Raw genomic sequence first — 18640 nt, forward strand, 5'->3', positions numbered from 1 at the left:
ATTTAAAATCCATATTTTTCTTCACGCTTTTTAAAGGCTTCTTTTCCTCCTTCAACGATGTCAGCAATATGTTCTCGAATTCCCATACTTTTTAAAACATCAGTTTCTTCTAATCTTTTTTCAATAGTATTTTCGATTGCACCATTTATTAAATCAAATTTAAACTTACTAGAAGAATCAATTTCATTCTGCCCTTTTTGATTTGCTACAATCACATTTTCAGCATCTGAATTGACAACTATATTTGCGTTATGAGTAACAATAATAATCTGTCTCTCCAATTTTTTATTTTTTAAATAATAAACTAAATCCAAAGTTATAGATCGATTATCTAAATTATCTTCAGGCTGATCAATTAAAATTGGTGCTTTTGATTTACTCAAACCAATTATTAACATTAAAATCACGAAACTCGCTTTTCCAGTAGACATTTCTCCTAATTTATCATCTTTATAAGTTATTTTCCAATAATCAAAGAAATAATCATCGAGCAATTTTTTTATAGCTTGTATTTTTCCAAACTTTGCCAAAATAAAATAATCTCCATTAATTATGTCAATAAATATTTTTTCAATTTGTTGAATAATTTCTTCAAAGTTTGTTGGCGAAGTAGCTTTATTAGCTTCGTTTAAGATAGAATAATTATTGTATGAAGCTTTTCTTCCATCACTAATTTCGTATAGATATTTAGTAAATTTCGGGAAATTAAATTGAGCAATACCATCTATTTTTAATCCATCACCTTCAACTCTAAAGTTCTATTCTTTAGTTCATTTATAACATAATTATATTCATCAAAGTTTTCTTTAAATAGCTTAAATATATCCTTGCGACAATTCTCAATTAGTGCTTTTTTATCTACTATAGCCTTATTCAAAAAATCAATATCAGACAATAATTTTTTATCATCTATGATTGATTGATTTAAAACCTCAATTTGCTTTTTTAATTTTTCATTTTGTTGATAAGGCTCTAATTCTTTTGTTAAAACTCCTTTTTCTTCGTTAATGGAAATTAAATTCTTTTTTAAAAGATTTTCATTTTTAAAAAATCTTTTTCCATTTTCATCTGTCTGAATTTCGATTTCTTCAAATATCTTTGAGATATTTGAATATACATCATCAATAAACGACAATTTATTGATGTAGTGTTGTTTGATGTTTTCTGTTTTAATTTTTTCTATAAATTCCTTTTTCTTCTCTAATATTTCATTTGAAAGTTTTTTTAAATCAGATAAACTAGAATTAATATTAGCAAAATCATCGTTAAAATTACTTTTTTGAGTCGTGTTAAATTCTAGCTTAATTTGAATTTCTTTATATTTAACAATCTGCTCATCACTTAAACCCGATTCTTTATTTAATTTTTCTACATTCTCTGTATTAGATTTAATGTTTTTTTCAAGAACTTCTTTATTTGACTTAGTTTTTAAATCAGATTCACTTTTCAATACCTCTTCCAAAAGTTCAAAATACCTATTTATTAAATCATCTCGTTCTTTATCATTTTGTTTTACATTCCTAATAAAGTGATCATAATTCTCTTTTGAGTCTTGGTCTTCATTAATCAAATCACGAACTAATTTATTTAAGGATTTTCCTTTTTTGTTTATTTCTGGTTCAGCTAATTTTACCAAATAATTTTGTGGAATATATTTAATATCTGGAATAATAGAATTTTCTTCCATATGACGAAACATTTTTTGCGTAATTCCAGCGGTAGTTGTAATTTCAAAATTAAAATCAGAGTCTATTAATCTTAAATTATATTTTTCTTCTGAATTTTCATTTTTTAAAATGGTATCGTCAACTAATAATGTCTTTGCAATAGAATAAAGGAAAATCGATTTACCTGAAGACTTCCCTCCTATAATAACATTTAAATTTGGGTTTAAAAAAATCTCATTATCCGTAAAAACTTTATTCAAAGAGATAAATTTAACTTTATCAATAATTACTTTATCTTCTTTAAAATCTGGCTTGTCGTTTTGTATTTTAACTCTTTGTTCAGGTTCATAACATATCTGTTTTAATCCCTCAAAAGTTAAATCTGATTTTACCCATGTAAATCTATTAAATAATGTGTCTTCACTATGAGAATCACACCCAATTATACATGGTTTTAAAGATCCTGTGTGAGCTATTACTTCTTGTTCGGAAGTTTTTTTTCCTAAAAAATATTCCTTATCAGAAGGAGCATTTGAAAATATAATATTAGTAAGTTTATAAATTGACTTAACAGTTCCTAATAGACTCCCTCCTTCATTTTCAAATTCTTCATAATAATCTTTTAACCCCGAAACTCCATCATTCGATTTACTACTGACTGCAATCAGTGAATTATCTCTTATCAATTTGCTTGTTTCCAGTAAAGATTTAATTTTTCCAAATTCTATATTGTAATTATCAATCCCATGTTTATAAAATTGATCCTCATTTAATGATGGATTTATATGTTTCCCATAATCCTTTATACCTTGATAATTCATTAAATAATTATCAACATTACAAATCTTATTAAAAAATTCATTATTTAAGTTTTCGACAATTTTTGGATCAAATATAAAATGTAAGTTTATAAATTTTCCTTTTTTCGTTATAGGGGAAATACGTAACTCTACATTTGGAAAAATGAATATTTTTTGAATAAATTCTATTTCATCATCAGAAAAAAGTTTATCACCAAAATCATTATCTACTTTACCATTTATTTCTTTAACATAATTAATTGTATCTAAATATCTATCAATCGAAAAATAATCAGTTATACCTATTGCTTCAATTTTATTCTGAAATGCTTTTTTAAAAAATGCACAAAAAAAATCATCCATACTCGCAGAAGTAAATTGATTATTTTTATTTGTTCCTTTAGTATGAACATGAAAATTCCATTTTCTCCATTCTGAACCTCTATTACTCATAATTCTGTTAGTATATGTTAGTATTTTATAATTCCCCTTAAAAACAAATCCAACTCCTCATTCATCTTCTTCCCACTTCCCAACGTACTCGCATTTTCCTGATTAAACTTAACCGTTTCCAACAAAAAATCAGTTATCAAAGCTTCTTTTGGGTGTAAGTAGGTTTCGTTTTGGCTGGCTTTTATTTGTTGTAATTCCAGTATTTTTTCCTGTATGTGTTTTGGTGCAATTGGCAATATATCGGCAAAAGCTACGGGCGGAAAAGTATTGGCTTCTATAATCCATTTTCCGGCTAAAGCGGTGCGTAAGGCGTAGAAATAACTTTTTAGTTTTACTTCTTCCATTTCGCAGACTTCCATAAAGTTTTTTGTGGTTCCCAAATAATGGTGCAAAACGGCTATTGGCGAAAAACAGTCTGTGGCTATCTTACGCATTTGTCCGGCGAAATCTTCGTTCTCAAAATATACAACCGGCGAATACAACCATTCCATCAAAGGTGCATTCGATTTTGCTAATAATTTTACGGCTTTTCGTAAATCCCAGCCGGAACCATCGAGATCATCTTCGGTCATGAATTCGATCACATCAGGTTTTTCCCAAAGTGACAAATAATAGTCGGGTTGGTGTTTGTATATAAAACGGATATCGTAGTCGCTGTCCGGAGAAGCAAATCCCCAGGCACGGCTTCCTGATTCTACAGCAAAAAGTATTTCTACGTCTTTCTGTTTTTCTATTTCCTTTATTTTTTGGAGTATTTTTTGTTTCATGGCTGGTTTCAAATGTAAATAAACAAAAAAGCTTTAATCCAAGTAATAATACGTGATTTAAAAGCTGATTAATTAAATATTTTTTTAATCGCGCAAAGACGCAAAGTCGCAAAGTTTTCTTTTATTCTTTTTATTTAAGCTTTATCCTTTGTCTTTTGAGTCTTTACATTTTTGAATCTAAATCCCAAAAAAGATTTTAGCATTCATAGTTGTTTCTTCCGCTACTTTATCTAAAGCAATTCCTTTAAACTGCGCAATAGTTCCGGCCACATAAGGCAGAAAAGCAGGTTCGCAACGGCTTTCGTGGTATTTTTTCAAAAGACTGTTCGGAACATTTTTAGGGAGCATAAAAGGCGCATCGGTTTCAATCATCATTCGGTCAAGCGGAACGTACTGAATCACTTCTTTTAAATGTTCAAAACGTTTACTGTCTGAAATCGCTCCGGTAAAACCAAGATAGAATCCGTTATCGAGATAGGTTTTGGCTTCGGGCAGGCTTCCGGTAAAACAATGCACAACAGCTTTTGGCAATTGTGGCAAATAGTCTTTTGTAATTTCCATAAACCTGGTAAAAGCCGCTCTTTCATGCAAGAACAATGGCTTCTGAACTTCAATCGCCAATTCTAATTGGGCTTTGTAACACGTTTCCTGAATATTTCTGGGCGAAAAATCACGATCAAAATCGAGTCCGCACTCGCCTACCGAAACGACATGTTTCTGCTCTAATAATTTTCTAAGTTTCGAAATACTCTGACTGTCAAAACTCTTCGCATCATGTGGATGAATTCCCGCCGTGGCATATAAAACGCCCGGATATTGTTTGGCAATTCTGGAGGATTCTTCGCTGTTTCTTACGCTTGTTCCGGTAAGGATCATTTGCGATACGTCGGCATCTAAAGCGTCTTGTACGACATCGTCTTTGTCGTTTTGGAATTGTTTATTGGTTAGGTTGATTCCTATATCTATGTATGTTTTCATTTTTTTTAAAAGTTGCTAAGGTTCTAAGAGGCTAAGATTTTAAGTTTTTTCCTCTTTGTCTCCTTTATTTATTTTTTGTTTTTTTTGTCGATAAGGTAATGTGAAGCAAAAATTTAACCACAATATTGTCATTTCGACGTAAGGAGAAATCTCCGTAAGAAGCTCGACAAAGCTTGAACTTTTGTTGCGGAGTTACTTGCGAAGATTTCTCCTTACGTCGAAATGACACAAAATGCGAGAAAACACTTTGGACTTTGGACTAAAAATCTAATCCTCCCTACTCCCATCATCAGCCATTCTGACCATTTTGGGTGTAAACTTCGCCACAACATCCACCAAATCCTGTTGGGCTGCCATCACCTGATTAATATCTTTGTAGGCCATTGGCGCTTCATCCAGACCGGCACCTATAAGCGTTACGCCATGATCTTTTAAAATGGTTTTCATTTCATTTTTGGTGATTGTTTTAATGGCCTGAGTTCGGCTCATTTGTCTTCCTGCTCCGTGCGAAGCGGAGTTAATTGCGTTCTCCTCGCCTTTTCCTCTCACTAAAAATCCCGGTGCTGTCATACTTCCCGGAATGATTCCCATCACGTCTTTTCCGGCCGGAGTTGCTCCTTTTCTATGTACGATTACTTCTTCGCCGTTCCAGATTTCCTTCCAGGCAAAATTGTGGTGATTTTCGACTTTGGCTAAAATTGTGGCGCCCAAAGCTTTCTCCATTTTGTTATGGATAATCTCATGACAGGCCGAAGCGTAATCTCCCGCCAAATTCATCGCCATCCAGTATTCCTGACCCAATTGGGTTTTCATATCCAGATACGCTAAATTTTTGGCGACTTCAGGAAGCTTACAAACATCTTTGGCAATTTTGGTATAATGTCCGGCAATCGTTGCGCCCATTCCGCGTGAACCGGAATGCGTTAACAAAGCGACATATTTTCCTTTTGGGATATTCAAAACCGCATCATCTTTGGCAAACTCTATGATTCCGAATTCCACAAAGTGATTTCCACCACCCGAAGAACCCAATTGCGACCAGGCCTTATCTTTCAGGTTTTTCACAAACGGATTCATATTAAAAGCATCATTCTCCAAAACAGAGTGATCTGCTTTATACTGTCCGTGGAAACCGTGTCCGGCTCCAAATTTAGAATGTGCAACTAATTCTCTTTTGAATTTAGCTTCGTTTTCAAAGTAAAAAGCTTCCGGAATATCATAAACCGACAATGCCATTCTACACCCAATATCAACGCCAACACCATACGGAATAATAGCGTTTTTGGTGGCCAAGACTCCTCCAATGGGTAGTCCGTAACCCTGATGCGCATCGGGCATTAAAGCTCCGGCAACGGTAATCGGCAACTGCATGGCAACTTCCATTTGTTTTCTGGCACCGTCCTCAATATGTTCTAATCCGTAAGCGATATAAGCTTTTGGATTTGGATTCAAAGCGATAAAATCTTTGGGTTTTTCGTTTGATTTTTCAATTAGTGCAATAGCCAGTTTGCTAAAAATCACGTCTTCTATATAATTTTCCGGTGCTGCTAAGACGTTTTTGAAATTGGTTATCATTTCATCACGCGTAAACCCGTTTCTCTTGCTGTTTATTTTTAATGCGATTCCTATTATGGTTCCTTGTGGGAATCCTAATTCCATTAATTCAAATCCGTTGATTTGTGTTTTCATGTTTTTTTGTATTTTGATAGTACAAAGATTGTATTGTAGTGCGCAGTTATTTTGCGCAGTCTTTTTTTGCTTGTTAATTATTTTCGCGCAAAGTCGCAGAGGCGCAAAGTTTTTTGTTCACGCAGATTTTGCTGATTTTGCTGATTTTGGAGATTTTGAAGATTTTTTCAGAAGCTAATCCCGCTATCCGTTTCAATCTTTTGTTGCATTTCATTACACAAAAGGATTTCCACTTCTATCGGGGCTAGGGAATCATTTTCATAAAAACATTTCCGTTTAGTTTGTCATTTCGAAGATGAGAAATCTTCACGAAAAAATCGACAAGGATTTGACTCTCGTTACGGAGTTACTTGCAGAGATTTCTCATTCTTCGAAATGACAAAACAATGCTTACAATCTTAAAAGTTCACTTTTAAGATACTGTCCTAAGCAATTATTTTGCGCAGTAAAAAACTCTATATTTGAGTAAAAAGGATATGAATTTACAGGAAAAATTTATTGAATTGCTCACAAATATTGATTTTCCAGAAAACGAAATCATAAAAAACTGGCTGGATTTAGACAAAGCCTATTCGAAAAAATCAAGACATTATCATAATCTGACCCATATACAGGATATGATTTATAGTTATGAAAAGTATTCAGACCAACTCCAGTTTCCGAATGAAGTCTTGTATGCAATCTTTTATCACGATTATATTTATGTGAGTTCCAAAAAAGATAATGAACTGAAAAGTGCTGAATATGCTATTAAAATTCTTCCGAAGGATGCCAACTTAAATTCTAAAATGGTTTTTGATACTATTGTGGCGACTCAGCTGCATCAGCATAATGACAACGAAGATATCAATTGGCTGATTGATTTTGATTTGAAGATTCTTGCCAGAGACTGGGACGATTATAAAATCTACTTTGAACAGATTCGGAAAGAATACCGTATTTATCCTGATTTTCTATACAAACCCGGACGCGCAAATGCCCTGAAACATTTTTTGGAAAATGAATTTATTTTTCAAACCAATGAATTCAGGAATTTATATGAAGAAAAAGCAAGAGCCAATATTGAAAAGGAGATTTCTCTATTAACGTAAAGCGTGAGGGATTGCAGTGGAAATCCTTTTGTTTTTTTCTTTAAAAAACAAAAGATTGCAACGAAAAGCCCGACCCGTAGGGACACGCCCAAATGATACAAATACAAATGCCTTTAATTTATTTTCCTGAGTAATTAGGACAACCGAAACATTTTTTTCTCAAATCGAATTGGTACGTTAGCGATAGTTCATAAATGCCACCGGTTTTTCCTATTTTGGTTGTGTTTAAATCGTAAGATAATCCCAATCGCAAATTTTCGTACTGCAATCCGGTAAATAAATTTACAGATGTCAGTAAATCGCCATTGGTTCCATTTTTAGCCGGATTTGTAACAGCTGTAGCACCGAAGAATATTTTTTCGAATAAGATGGAAGCTCCCAAATCAAAGCGATTATAGCGGCCTTGCTGCATATAATTTGAAGTAACAAAAAACTTAGTTTCATACGGCAATAATAGTACATCTATATAATCTATAATAAGAAATTCATAGCCTGCACTTAGCGAGAAAAAGGTGTTTAAAGGCACATTTCCTTCAGAGCTGAATGCAATGTTTGGCTTATTAAGATGTTTCATCGACAGGCCAATCCAGATTTCATCTGTATTAAAAACCATCCCTGCCGAAACATCAAAAAAATTGACTTTTCTGTTTAATAATACAGGATCAATTGAGTTTGGGTTTATAACACCGGTTCCTATATTTATTTGATCTTCCAATAACAAATTCTGGAAAGCAAACGATTTTATTCCGAAACCTACTTCCACTGCAGGCCTAAAATACCAATTGTCATTTAATCGCACCCTGTAAGCATAATTAGCATTAATTTCAGAAAAATTATAATGGGTTACATTTTCTCTTTGGTTTAGCACACTGATGCCAAAACCACTATTTAAGTTTTCGCTCCATGTATTTACAAAGGCATAATCTGTATCAATCCTTAAATCAAGATCCGGCCATTGCTCGCGGTGAATTATACCGGCATAAGTGGTTTCCATGAAACCTGAGAATCCGGGATTTAAAGTTTCCGGAATTAAAAAATATTGTGTAAAAATGGGGTCTTGCGCGCTTGCCTTAGAAAAAAAGCAACCTATTATTATGATAAAAAATAGTTTAAATTTCATTGTAATCCTGTTGCTTATTTAATTAATGTGAAGGCTCCCTTTTCTACTACCGTATGTTCATAAAATGTTTTTAAGGTAATTTTGTAATAGTAGTTACCATTTTCGGCATCCAGATCTTTTACTTTTCCATTCCAACCTCGAATATTTATGCCCGATTCTGAATATACAACAGCTCCCCAGGTATCAAAAACATCCAGCGTAATGTTTGACAATCCTAAAAATACGGGTGCAAATGTATCATTGAAGCCGTCATTGTTTGGTGTAAACGCATTAGGCATAATCAGGCTGTATCCTTTTTCAACTACTATTGTCGCGCTATAGGTATATTGACATCCAAAAGGATAATTAACCGTTTGTTTTATTGTGTAGGTTCCGACTCTGGTATAAATATGTTCCGGACTTTCTTCGGTTGAAAAATTACCATCTCCAAAATCCCATGAAGTACTGGTAAAATCACCTGTCGCCAGATTGGTGAATTTTACGGGATCATAAATAGAATATAAATCAAACATTTCTTTACCATAAGAGCCTGTTGAAAAATTTGCCAGACCCAAAACCGGCGTATCTACATTGTATGAATAGTCGGCTTTACAGCCAAAACTGTCCGTAACACTAAAGATAATTAACCCATTATTTTCGGTATTCATAATTTCATTATTGGCACCTGTCACAACTCCGTCTGACCAGCTTAATGTGTAAGGTGGAATGCCGCCTTTTACGTGTCCAACGAATGTTTGTTTGACGTATTTGGTAACACAATCAAAGTCGGTTAAAACTTCTATTGTAGGTGTAAGCTGGTCAAATCTTGTAATTTTCCAGGTTTCCGTTTGTTTACAACCGTTAGCATCAGTAACAATAACGGTATAATTTCCTGGTACAAGATTCACTAAATCTTCGGTTCTTTGTCCATTCGACCAACTGTATGAATAAGGTTGTGTACCGCCAGTTACTACTAAATTTATGGCACCGGTATCTGCTTTTACACAATCCAAAGGATTAGAAACATCTCCTCTTATTTCCAGCAATAAAGGTTCTACGATGATGAAAGATTCCTTTATTATGCAATTTTTGGCATCGGTAATCGTTACTGTATATTTTCCTTTTCCAATATTATTTCTTTCAATCCCTGCCGTTGGATCATCATCCCAAACCAAACTTACCGGAGTTTTGCCTCCAACGAGATTTAATCGGATATGAGCATCTTTCTGACCGAAACAAGATATTTGTCTTACATCCGGATTAATCGCAAAAACAGGCGCATTGTCTATAACTATGGTAAATACTTTTGGACAGCCTAAAGAATCTGTAATCGTAATTATATAAGTTCCTGCAGATAAATTATTTTGCACAAGACCAGAACCTAAATTGCTCCATTTTATAATATAAGGATCGCCGGTTGCAAACGGAACTCCGCCAGTAATACTATTAATAGTTATCGATGCGTCTGCATAGTTATAACAAGCTATTTCGGTTTGGGTGTGGATTAGTTTTATCTCATCGTTCTGAAGCAAAATGACTTGCAAATTATCCGTACAGCCAGAATTATCGGTAACTGTTAAATTATAAGTTCCTGCAAATAAGTTTCTCGGATTTTGTACTGTACTTGTATACCCGTTTGGTCCTGTCCATCGGTATCTGTAATTAAAAACGCCCGGAGATGTTTCTGTAAATCTACCGCCTGTTGTAGTCACGTTTATTTCACCTGTGGAATATCCATAACATAAAATATTAACCTGGCTTACATAGGTTAGTTCTAATAAAGGTGGTTCAATAATGGTAAAACTTCTCTTTAATATATCACAATTATTTACTTCTGTAATGGTTACATCATAAACGCCAGGGGCCAGATTTGAAAGATTGCCAGAGTTTACCGGATATGCAATTCCGTCTTTTGTCCAAACGAAATTATAAGGCAGAGTACCGCCAGTTATGTTTAAATTAATTTTTCCATCATTTAAACCAAAACAGGTTATATCATTCTTAGATTCTCCTGAAACCTGAAATTTACCAGGTTCACTCACATAATAGCTTTTTGTAAAAGGACATTTTCCATTATCCAAAACCCTTAAATTATAAGTACCTGTTTTTAAGTCAATAAGATTTTGATCAGAACTTGTAAATCCGTTAGGACCTGTCCAGGAAAAGGTATACGGATTTCCTGATGTGAAAGGAATCCCACCAGCTACCGTTATTGTTATTGATCCGTCAGTTGAGCCAAAACAAGTAATCGTTTTTATAGATTCAACCACTTTTATCAAAGGATCGACAGTAATCGTAATTGTAAAATCAGGTCCGGGGCAAACTTTGGATATCGGCGATATCGTATAAGTAACTGTAGCCGGACTGTTTGTATTATTGGTTAAAAACTGACTAATAGTTGTTACGGGACTTGATTGGGCATTTACTCCACTTATTGCTCCAGCAGGTGAAACTACCGGCGCAGACCAAATATAGGTCGTTCCAGCTGGTACATTATCTGTTCCGTTTGTAAAAGGCGTAACCTGAAAAGAAGAGCCACTGCATATTTGTAATGTTTTAGCAGTTATAATGGGCGAAAGAACAGTATTTACCGAAAAATTTGCCGTTTTTGTAGTTGTACCACAACTGTTGTTAACACTAAAACTTGCCTGGTAATTTCCGCTAGTAGTGTAATTAATAGATCCCGGATCAAGCGAAGTCGATGATGAGGGTGTTCCGCCAGGAAAGCTCCACAGATAAGTAATCTCATTACCGGGAGAACAGGTTTGTTCTACCTTACCAACAGGTTTTATTGTTGCAGAGTTACAAAAATCTGAAATAGGATCTAAAGTTATAACCGGTGGTTTTTTGACCTGTATTTGTTTTTCAATATATCGTGGAATTATTCCACATGTATTCCAGGCTGTTAATCTGACATAATAAGTACCTGGCGTCACAAAATTGAAAACTGGATCTTTCGAGGATGAATAAGTTCCTTCTGCAAAATTCCATTGTCCTCTTGCTGATCCTGGTGATGTTTCCTTGCCGCAAAAACCTTCAGCATAATAATAAACCTCCCAATTGTAACTTTCCGTACCACAACTTAAACTTGTGTCTGTAGTATTGGTCATTTGAAGGTTACTTGAAGCACACGCATTTCCAAAAGTAAAATTTGGCTGTAATATTGGTTCTACACATATATTTTGCGTGACTGCCGGCAATCCGACTCCACAAGGTGTGGTTGCATTCAATGTAACTTTATATTTACCTGGTGCAGTATATATGTGATAAGGATTCACCTCTCTTGATAGCGGACTTCCATCGCCAAAATCCCAGGTATAAACATTAACGGTACTACAGCCATTAGTATAACCGGCATAAGTTGAATTATTGAAATATACTCCCGTATTAACACATGCCACAGATTGAACAGAAAAACTTATAACAGGTACATCTAAAATAATAATTGGTCCGGCAGTAAGATAGGTGCTGCCGCAAGATGTGGTTATGGTTAAGGTAACTGTATTACCCGACGGACAATTAGCTCTTGTAAATTTATGAGGTACAGGAAAATTTTGAGATGCCTGGGGATTTAATTTATTATAATATATTGAACTTTCTAATTGCGCCTGACTATAACTTTGATTAGTTCCGTCTCCGTAATTAACCTGATAATTCGTGTCTGATGGATTTAATCCCCATGATCCTATTGCAAAATCCATTGGAGCCACAGGTATACATAAATTGGTTGTATTACCCGGTGCTATAAGAGCACCAATTGGGTTATTTGAGTTTTTAACCACATAAGTAATCGAATTACTGCAACCACTTGTTCCATTGCCCGTTATGATCATATTAAAAGAACCTAACTTTTGATATTCATGTGTTTTAGGAAATATTACATTTGCTTCTGAGCTCCCATCACCCCAATCTACATTGTAAGCAGCTATGCATCCGGATGAAGTTGAGTTATTTCCAACATTGATCGTATATTTAGGATTTGAATTATTATCTCCACATCTTTCAAAAGGCTTATTGGATCCGGGATTATTTTGGTCAGTAAACTTTAAATCCGGTTTTTGTTTTACCGAAACAGTGGTTGTTTTTGTATTTACTTCCCCATTTGCATCTGTAACAGTAAGAGTAACAGAAAAATTTTGAAATCCACAACCTAAAGCCGTGTAAATATGACTTGGATTAATTTCTGTTGAATTAGGTGTTCCGTCCCCAAAATTCCATGAGTATTTAAAAGGTCCAATTCCAATTATAACAGAGTTAAATGTAACAGGAGTTCCGGAACAAGCATCATTATTAGTAAAGGTAAAATCTACACTTGGGGGTACAATTAACGCTTTGTAATTTTCATTAACAGCTTTATTTTTTTCGGTTTTATCAAAACCATAAACTGAAGTGCTGAGTATTAATATTATATAGAAGTACAATAAGTAAAGTTTACCCATAGAGTAGAATTAAATGTTTCTGTTAAAGTGGGTAAAAGTATGTGTTTTATTTTTACAAAAGAATAGTACAAATACGCATTTTTTAAATGTATCTAAAATATCTCGTACGCAATTAATTTGCGCAGTATTGTTAAAAGTGTATTTTTATCATTTAAAAAATATTTATACAAAATTTAGTTTAAAACTAACTTATAAATCTACAACGAGCTGGAAATATGTCACAAAATAAAAACGCCTTAATTCGGTACAAGACGATTGATAAATGTCTGCAAAACAGATACCGGCAATGGACTTTGGAGGATTTGATTGAATGCTGTTCTGAAGCTTTGTTTGAATATGAAGGAAGAGAAAACCCGATTAGCAAACGCACGATTCAGATGGATATTCAGCTGATGCGAAGTGAAAAACTGGGGTATAATGCACCTATTATAGTGTACGATAAAAAGTATTATAAATATGAGGATGAGGATTTTACGATAACCGATATTCCACTGACGGAAACCGATATGAATGTGTTGACCGAAACGGTTTCGATGCTGAAACAGTTTAAGGATTTTTCTTTATTTAGCGATGTATCGGATATTTTGCAGCGCCTGGAGGATAAAATCTATTCTGAAAAGTCGCATACGAAACCGGTCATTTATCTGGATAAAAACGAAAATTTAAAAGGGCTGCATTATCTGGATGAAATTTATCAGGCGATTATTAAAAAAGTGGCACTTGTGATTACGTACAAATCGTTTAAGTCGAGAGAGGAAAATAAGTTTTATTTTCACCCGTTTATCCTGAAGGAATTTAATAACAGATGGTTTTTGGTGGGGAAGAAAAAAACGGCTGCTCCTGTGAGCAATCTGGCACTGGACAGGATTATTTCGATTGACTACGATTTCAATATGCCTTATCTGGAAGAGGATTTTGATGCCGATTTATTTTATAAAAATGTCATTGGGGTAACGGTAAATTCCGGTTTACAGCCCAGAAAAATTGAACTCTGGATTGATGCTGATAATGCGCCTTATGTTCTTACGAAACCATTACACCACACGCAAAGACTGATAAAAGAGAACGAAGACAAGAGCATTATTGTGCATTTGTTTATTGCTCCCAATTACGAAATGGAACGGCTTTTATTAGGTTTTGGCTTTGGTATTGAGATTTTAAAACCGGAGAACTTACGAAACAGAATGAAAACAATGCTCCGGAAAGCATTGCAAAAATATGAAGAACCAAGTTAAGCAGGATTCTATTTACAGAATTAGAAATTTAAGGATGCTTTTAGCTTTATAATAATTTTTACGCCTTCAAATTTTTTAAAACATAAAAAAAGAATAGTATATTTCAATTTAATTAAACCATAAAACCCTCTGATTCAGAGATTTTTTTTAAATAACCAAAAAATTATCAAAAAATTATATGCGTGCATAGTATTTTTTGTTTATATTTGAAATCGATATAGTTACCTATGAAAGACAAAACAATAGATTATATTTTGAGAGCAACATGGCAGGCTGTTTCAAGAATGTATAATGAAGAAGCGGCAAAATACGACGCTACGATGGCTACCGGATTTGCACTTTTGAGCATCGATAAGGAAGAAGGAACTCCATCAACAGCTTTAGGACCAAGAATGGGAATGGAAGCGACAAGCCTTACCCGGACATTAAAATCTATGGAAGACAAAGGTTTGATTGTCCGCAAAAAAAATCCAACTGACGGACGCGGCGTATTGATTTACCTGACGCCATTTGGAAAAGAAAAAAGAGATTTATCTAAAAATACGGTTCTGAAATTTAATGAAACGGTTAGAAAACATGTTTCAGACGAAAAGCTGCAACATTTTATAGAAGTTTCTGAAATCATCAACGAATTGATTCAGGACAAAAACATATTTAATCACACGAGCGACAGCGAACTGGCGAAGCAAACAGAAACCACAGAAAAAGAATAACCTTAATTATTGAGGACATTCAAATTCAAATAAAAACAAAATATCTAATATGAAATCGCCCACATTAAATTTTTTCCAAAATAATAAAAAAGCGATAACATATTTGACCAATAGAAAATAAAATTAACAAATATGAAACGCACAATTAAAAAAGTCGCTGTAATTGGATCCGGAATTATGGGTTCAGGAATAGCTTGTCATTTTGCCAACATTGGTGTTGAAGTTTTACTGCTTGACATCGTTCCCCGCGAGTTGACAGAAGCCGAAGCTAAAAAAGGATTAACACTTGAAAGTAAAGCTGTTCGCAACCGATTGGTAAACGATCACCTGGCGAATTCATTAAAATCGAAACCGTCTCCTATTTACAGTCAGAAATTCGCCAGCCGAATTACGACTGGAAATACGACTGATGATATGGCAAAAATTGCCAATGTTGACTGGATTATTGAAGTTGTAGTGGAACGTCTGGATATTAAAAAAACGGTTTTTGAAGAAATTGAAAAGTACCGCAAGCCGGGAACTTTGGTTACATCAAACACTTCCGGTATTCCAATTCATTTTATGAGCGAAGGAAGAAGCGAAGAATTTCAACAACACTTCTGCGGAACCCACTTTTTTAACCCTGCGCGTTACTTAAAATTATTTGAAATCATTCCCGGTCCAAAAACTTCAACTGAAGTATTGGATTTCTTAAACGAATACGGATCTAAATTCTTAGGAAAAACTTCGGTTGTTGCTAAAGATACTCCGGCGTTTATCGGAAACAGAATTGGTATTTACGGTATTCAGAGTTTATTCCACTTGGTAAAAGAAATGGGATTGACAATTGAAGAAGTGGATAAATTGACAGGTCCTGTGATTGGTCGTCCAAAATCGGCTACTTTCCGTACTGTTGATGTTGTTGGTTTAGATACTTTGGTACACGTTGCCAATGGTATTTACGAAAACTGCCCAACTGACGAACAACACGAATTGTTTAAGCTTCCTGATTTCATCACAAAAATGATGGAAAATAATTGGTTGGGAAGCAAAACAGGACAAGGTTTTTACAAAAAAGTAGACAAAGATATTTTGACTCTTGACTTAGATACATTAGAATATCGTGCTGCTAAAAAAGCAAATTTTGCAACTTTAGAATTAACAAAAACAATTGATAAACCTATCGATCGTTTTAAAGTTTTGGTTAAAGGAAAAGACAAAGCGGGAGAATTCTACCGTAAGAGTTTCGCCGGAATGTTTGCTTATGTATCCAACAGAATTCCTGAAATCTCAGACGAATTATACAAAATTGATGATGCGATGAAAGCTGGTTTTGGATGGGAAAATGGCCCATTCGAAATCTGGGATGCCATTGGTGTTGCCAATGGAATTGAAATAATGAAAGCTGAAGGTTTAGAACCAGCTGCATGGGTTAACGAAATGTTGGCTTCAGGAAGTGAAAGCTTCTACTCTGTAAAAGAAGGAGCTACTTATTTCTATAATATTCCAACAAAATCTCAAGTAAAAGTTCCTGGACAAGACTCCTTTATTATTCTGAACAACATCCGCGAAAGCAAAAAAGTTTGGAGCAATAGTGGTGCAATCATTCAGGATTTAGGAGATGGAATTTTGAACTTAGAATTCCAATCTAAAATGAATACTATTGGTGGCGATGTACTTCAGGCTATCAACAAAGCAATTGACTTATCTGAAAAAGAATACCAAGGTTTAGTTATTGGAAACCAGGCAGCGAATTTCTCTGTTGGAGCCAATATCGGAATGATTTTCATGATGGCGGTGGAACAGGAATATGACGAATTGAACATGGCAATCAAAATGTTCCAGGACACTATGATGCGCGTTCGTTATTCTGGAATTCCAGTTGTGGTTGCACCTCACGGAATGACTTTTGGCGGTGGATGTGAAATGAGCTTACACGCTGATAAAGTGGTTGCTGCTGCAGAAACTTATATGGGATTAGTTGAATTTGGTGTTGGTGTACTTCCTGGTGGTGGCGGATCTAAGGAAATGGCTTTAAGAGCTTCTGATTTATTCCGCAAAAATGACGTGGAATTAAACGTTCTTCAGGAGTATTTCTTGACTATCGCTATGGCAAAAGTATCTACTTCTGGTTATGAAGCTTTTGATACCGGACTTTTGCAACATGGAAAAGATGTTATCGTAGTCAACAAAGATCGTCAGATCGCTGAGGCTAAAAAACATGCTTTATTAATGGCTGAAGCAGGCTATACACAACCGATTAGAAGAACGGATGTGAAAGTATTAGGAAAACAAGCGCTTGGAATGTTCTTAGTTGGTACGGACCAAATGGAAGCGGGAAAATACATTTCTGAGCACGATAAAAAAATCGCTAACAAACTGGCTTACGTAATGGCTGGTGGTGATTTATCTGAAGCAACTTTAGTATCTGAACAATATTTATTGGATATAGAACGTGAAGCTTTCTTATCGCTTTGTACTGAGCGTAAGACTTTGGAGAGAATCCAATATATGTTAACTAAAGGGAAACCACTTCGCAACTAATTTTAAATTATAAATTATGAATTTTAAATGTCTTTGAAATAATTTAAAATTTAAAATTCAGAATTCAAAATAATAATTATGAAAACAGCATATATAGTAAAAGCTTACCGTACTGCGGTAGGAAAAGCTCCAAAAGGGGTTTTTAGATTTAAGAGACCTGATGAATTAGCTGCAGAAACGATTCAGTTTATGATGGACGAACTGCCTGATTTTGATAAAAAACGTATCGATGACGTTATGGTAGGAAATGCCATGCCGGAAGCAGAACAAGGACTAAATGTTGGACGTTTGATCTCCTTAATGGGACTAAAAGTAGAAGATGTTCCTGGGGTTACTGTTAACCGTTATTGCGCATCCGGATTAGAAACTATCGGAATGGCAACTGCTAAAATCCAATCCGGAATGGCAGATTGTATTATCGCTGGTGGTGCAGAAAGTATGAGTTTTATTCCTATGGGAGGTTACAAACCAACTCCGGATTATAAAGTTGCTGCTGCAGGTCACGAAGATTATTACTGGGGAATGGGTTTAACTGCTGAAGCGGTGGCTAACCAATACAAAATCTCGAGGGAAGATCAGGATGAGTTTGCTTACAACTCTCACATGAAAGCGTTGAAAGCGCAGGCTGAGGGGAAATTCGACAAACAAATCGTTCCGATTACTGTTGATCAGACTTTCATTAATGAAAATGGCAAAAAAGAAACGAAGTCTTACGTTGTAAAACAAGACGAAGGTCCAAGAGCCGGAACTTCTGTTGCTGCCTTAGCAGGATTAAAACCTGTTTTTGCTGCTGACGGAAGTGTAACAGCAGGTAACTCATCACAAATGAGTGATGGTGCTGCTTTTGTTTTGATTATGAGCGAGGATATGGTAAAAGAATTAAATCTTGAGCCAATCGCCAGACTGGTAAACTTTGCGTCTTCTGGAGTGGAGCCAAGAATTATGGGTATCGGTCCTGTAAAAGCAATTCCGAAAGCGTTGAAACAAGCGGGTTTAGAATTGAAAGATATTGAGTTAATTGAGTTAAACGAAGCTTTCGCTTCTCAGTCTTTGGCTTTAATTCGTGAATTAGGTTTAAATCCTGATATCGTAAACGTAAACGGCGGCGCGATTGCTTTAGGGCATCCTCTGGGTTGTACAGGAGCTAAACTTTCTGTTCAGTTATTTGATGAGATGAAACGCAGAG

Annotated in this window: 10 protein-coding genes and 1 pseudogene; 5 read left to right on the plus strand and 6 right to left on the minus strand. The window is 34.8% G+C overall.

Going from position 1 to position 18640, the window contains the following annotated elements; translation table 11 throughout:
• Positions 1–2: 2 nt before the first annotated feature.
• The 4 genes and pseudogenes from ABI657_RS05840 to ABI657_RS05855 form a co-directional block, all read right to left on the minus strand.
• A pseudogene (locus tag ABI657_RS05840) lies at positions 3–2920 on the minus strand (TrlF family AAA-like ATPase).
• 17 nt (positions 2921–2937) lie between these two features.
• Positions 2938–3687, minus strand: a complete 750-nt coding sequence (locus ABI657_RS05845) for a nucleotidyltransferase domain-containing protein (protein ID WP_348096305.1) — start codon at positions 3685–3687, stop codon at positions 2938–2940.
• A 177-nt stretch (positions 3688–3864) separates the two neighbouring features.
• Positions 3865–4665, minus strand: a complete 801-nt coding sequence (locus ABI657_RS05850) for a TatD family hydrolase (RefSeq protein ID WP_348096306.1) — start codon at positions 4663–4665, stop codon at positions 3865–3867.
• Positions 4666–4932: 267 nt separating this feature from the next.
• Positions 4933–6354, minus strand: a complete 1422-nt coding sequence (locus ABI657_RS05855) for an RtcB family protein (RefSeq protein WP_348096307.1) — start codon at positions 6352–6354, stop codon at positions 4933–4935.
• Positions 6355–6815: 461 nt separating this feature from the next.
• Between ABI657_RS05855 and ABI657_RS05860 the strand changes: the two genes are divergently transcribed.
• Positions 6816–7445: a hypothetical protein gene (locus tag ABI657_RS05860; RefSeq protein ID WP_348096308.1), complete on the plus strand. Its 630-nt coding sequence runs from the start codon at positions 6816–6818 to the stop codon at positions 7443–7445.
• A 118-nt stretch (positions 7446–7563) separates the two neighbouring features.
• On the opposite strand, the gene ABI657_RS05865 is transcribed toward ABI657_RS05860, so the two are convergent.
• Both ABI657_RS05865 and ABI657_RS05870 read right to left on the minus strand, forming a co-directional pair.
• Positions 7564–8565: a type IX secretion system membrane protein PorP/SprF gene (locus ABI657_RS05865; RefSeq protein ID WP_348096309.1), complete on the minus strand. Its 1002-nt coding sequence runs from the start codon at positions 8563–8565 to the stop codon at positions 7564–7566.
• A 14-nt stretch (positions 8566–8579) separates the two neighbouring features.
• Positions 8580–12983, minus strand: a complete 4404-nt coding sequence (locus ABI657_RS05870) for a PKD domain-containing protein (protein ID WP_348096310.1) — start codon at positions 12981–12983, stop codon at positions 8580–8582.
• Positions 12984–13198: 215 nt separating this feature from the next.
• Here ABI657_RS05870 and ABI657_RS05875 point away from each other — a divergent pair, with 215 nt between their 5' ends.
• The 4 genes from ABI657_RS05875 to ABI657_RS05890 form a co-directional block, all read left to right on the plus strand.
• Positions 13199–14218 carry a WYL domain-containing protein gene (locus ABI657_RS05875; RefSeq protein ID WP_348096311.1) on the plus strand — a complete coding sequence of 340 codons (1020 nt, stop codon included), beginning with the start codon at positions 13199–13201 and terminating at the stop codon, positions 14216–14218.
• Between the two features lie 227 nt (positions 14219–14445).
• Positions 14446–14931 carry a MarR family transcriptional regulator gene (locus ABI657_RS05880; protein WP_348096312.1) on the plus strand — a complete coding sequence of 162 codons (486 nt, stop codon included), beginning with the start codon at positions 14446–14448 and terminating at the stop codon, positions 14929–14931.
• 132 nt (positions 14932–15063) lie between these two features.
• A complete protein-coding gene (locus ABI657_RS05885; protein ID WP_348096313.1) occupies positions 15064–17454 on the plus strand; it encodes a 3-hydroxyacyl-CoA dehydrogenase/enoyl-CoA hydratase family protein in 2391 nt (796 codons plus the stop codon).
• Positions 17455–17532: 78 nt separating this feature from the next.
• Positions 17533–18640 (plus strand): acetyl-CoA C-acyltransferase (locus tag ABI657_RS05890; RefSeq protein ID WP_348096314.1); only part of this gene is annotated, 1108 nt, incomplete at its 3' end.

Source organism: Flavobacterium sp. (assembly GCF_039930565.1).
Lineage (GTDB): Bacteria > Bacteroidota > Bacteroidia > Flavobacteriales > Flavobacteriaceae > Flavobacterium.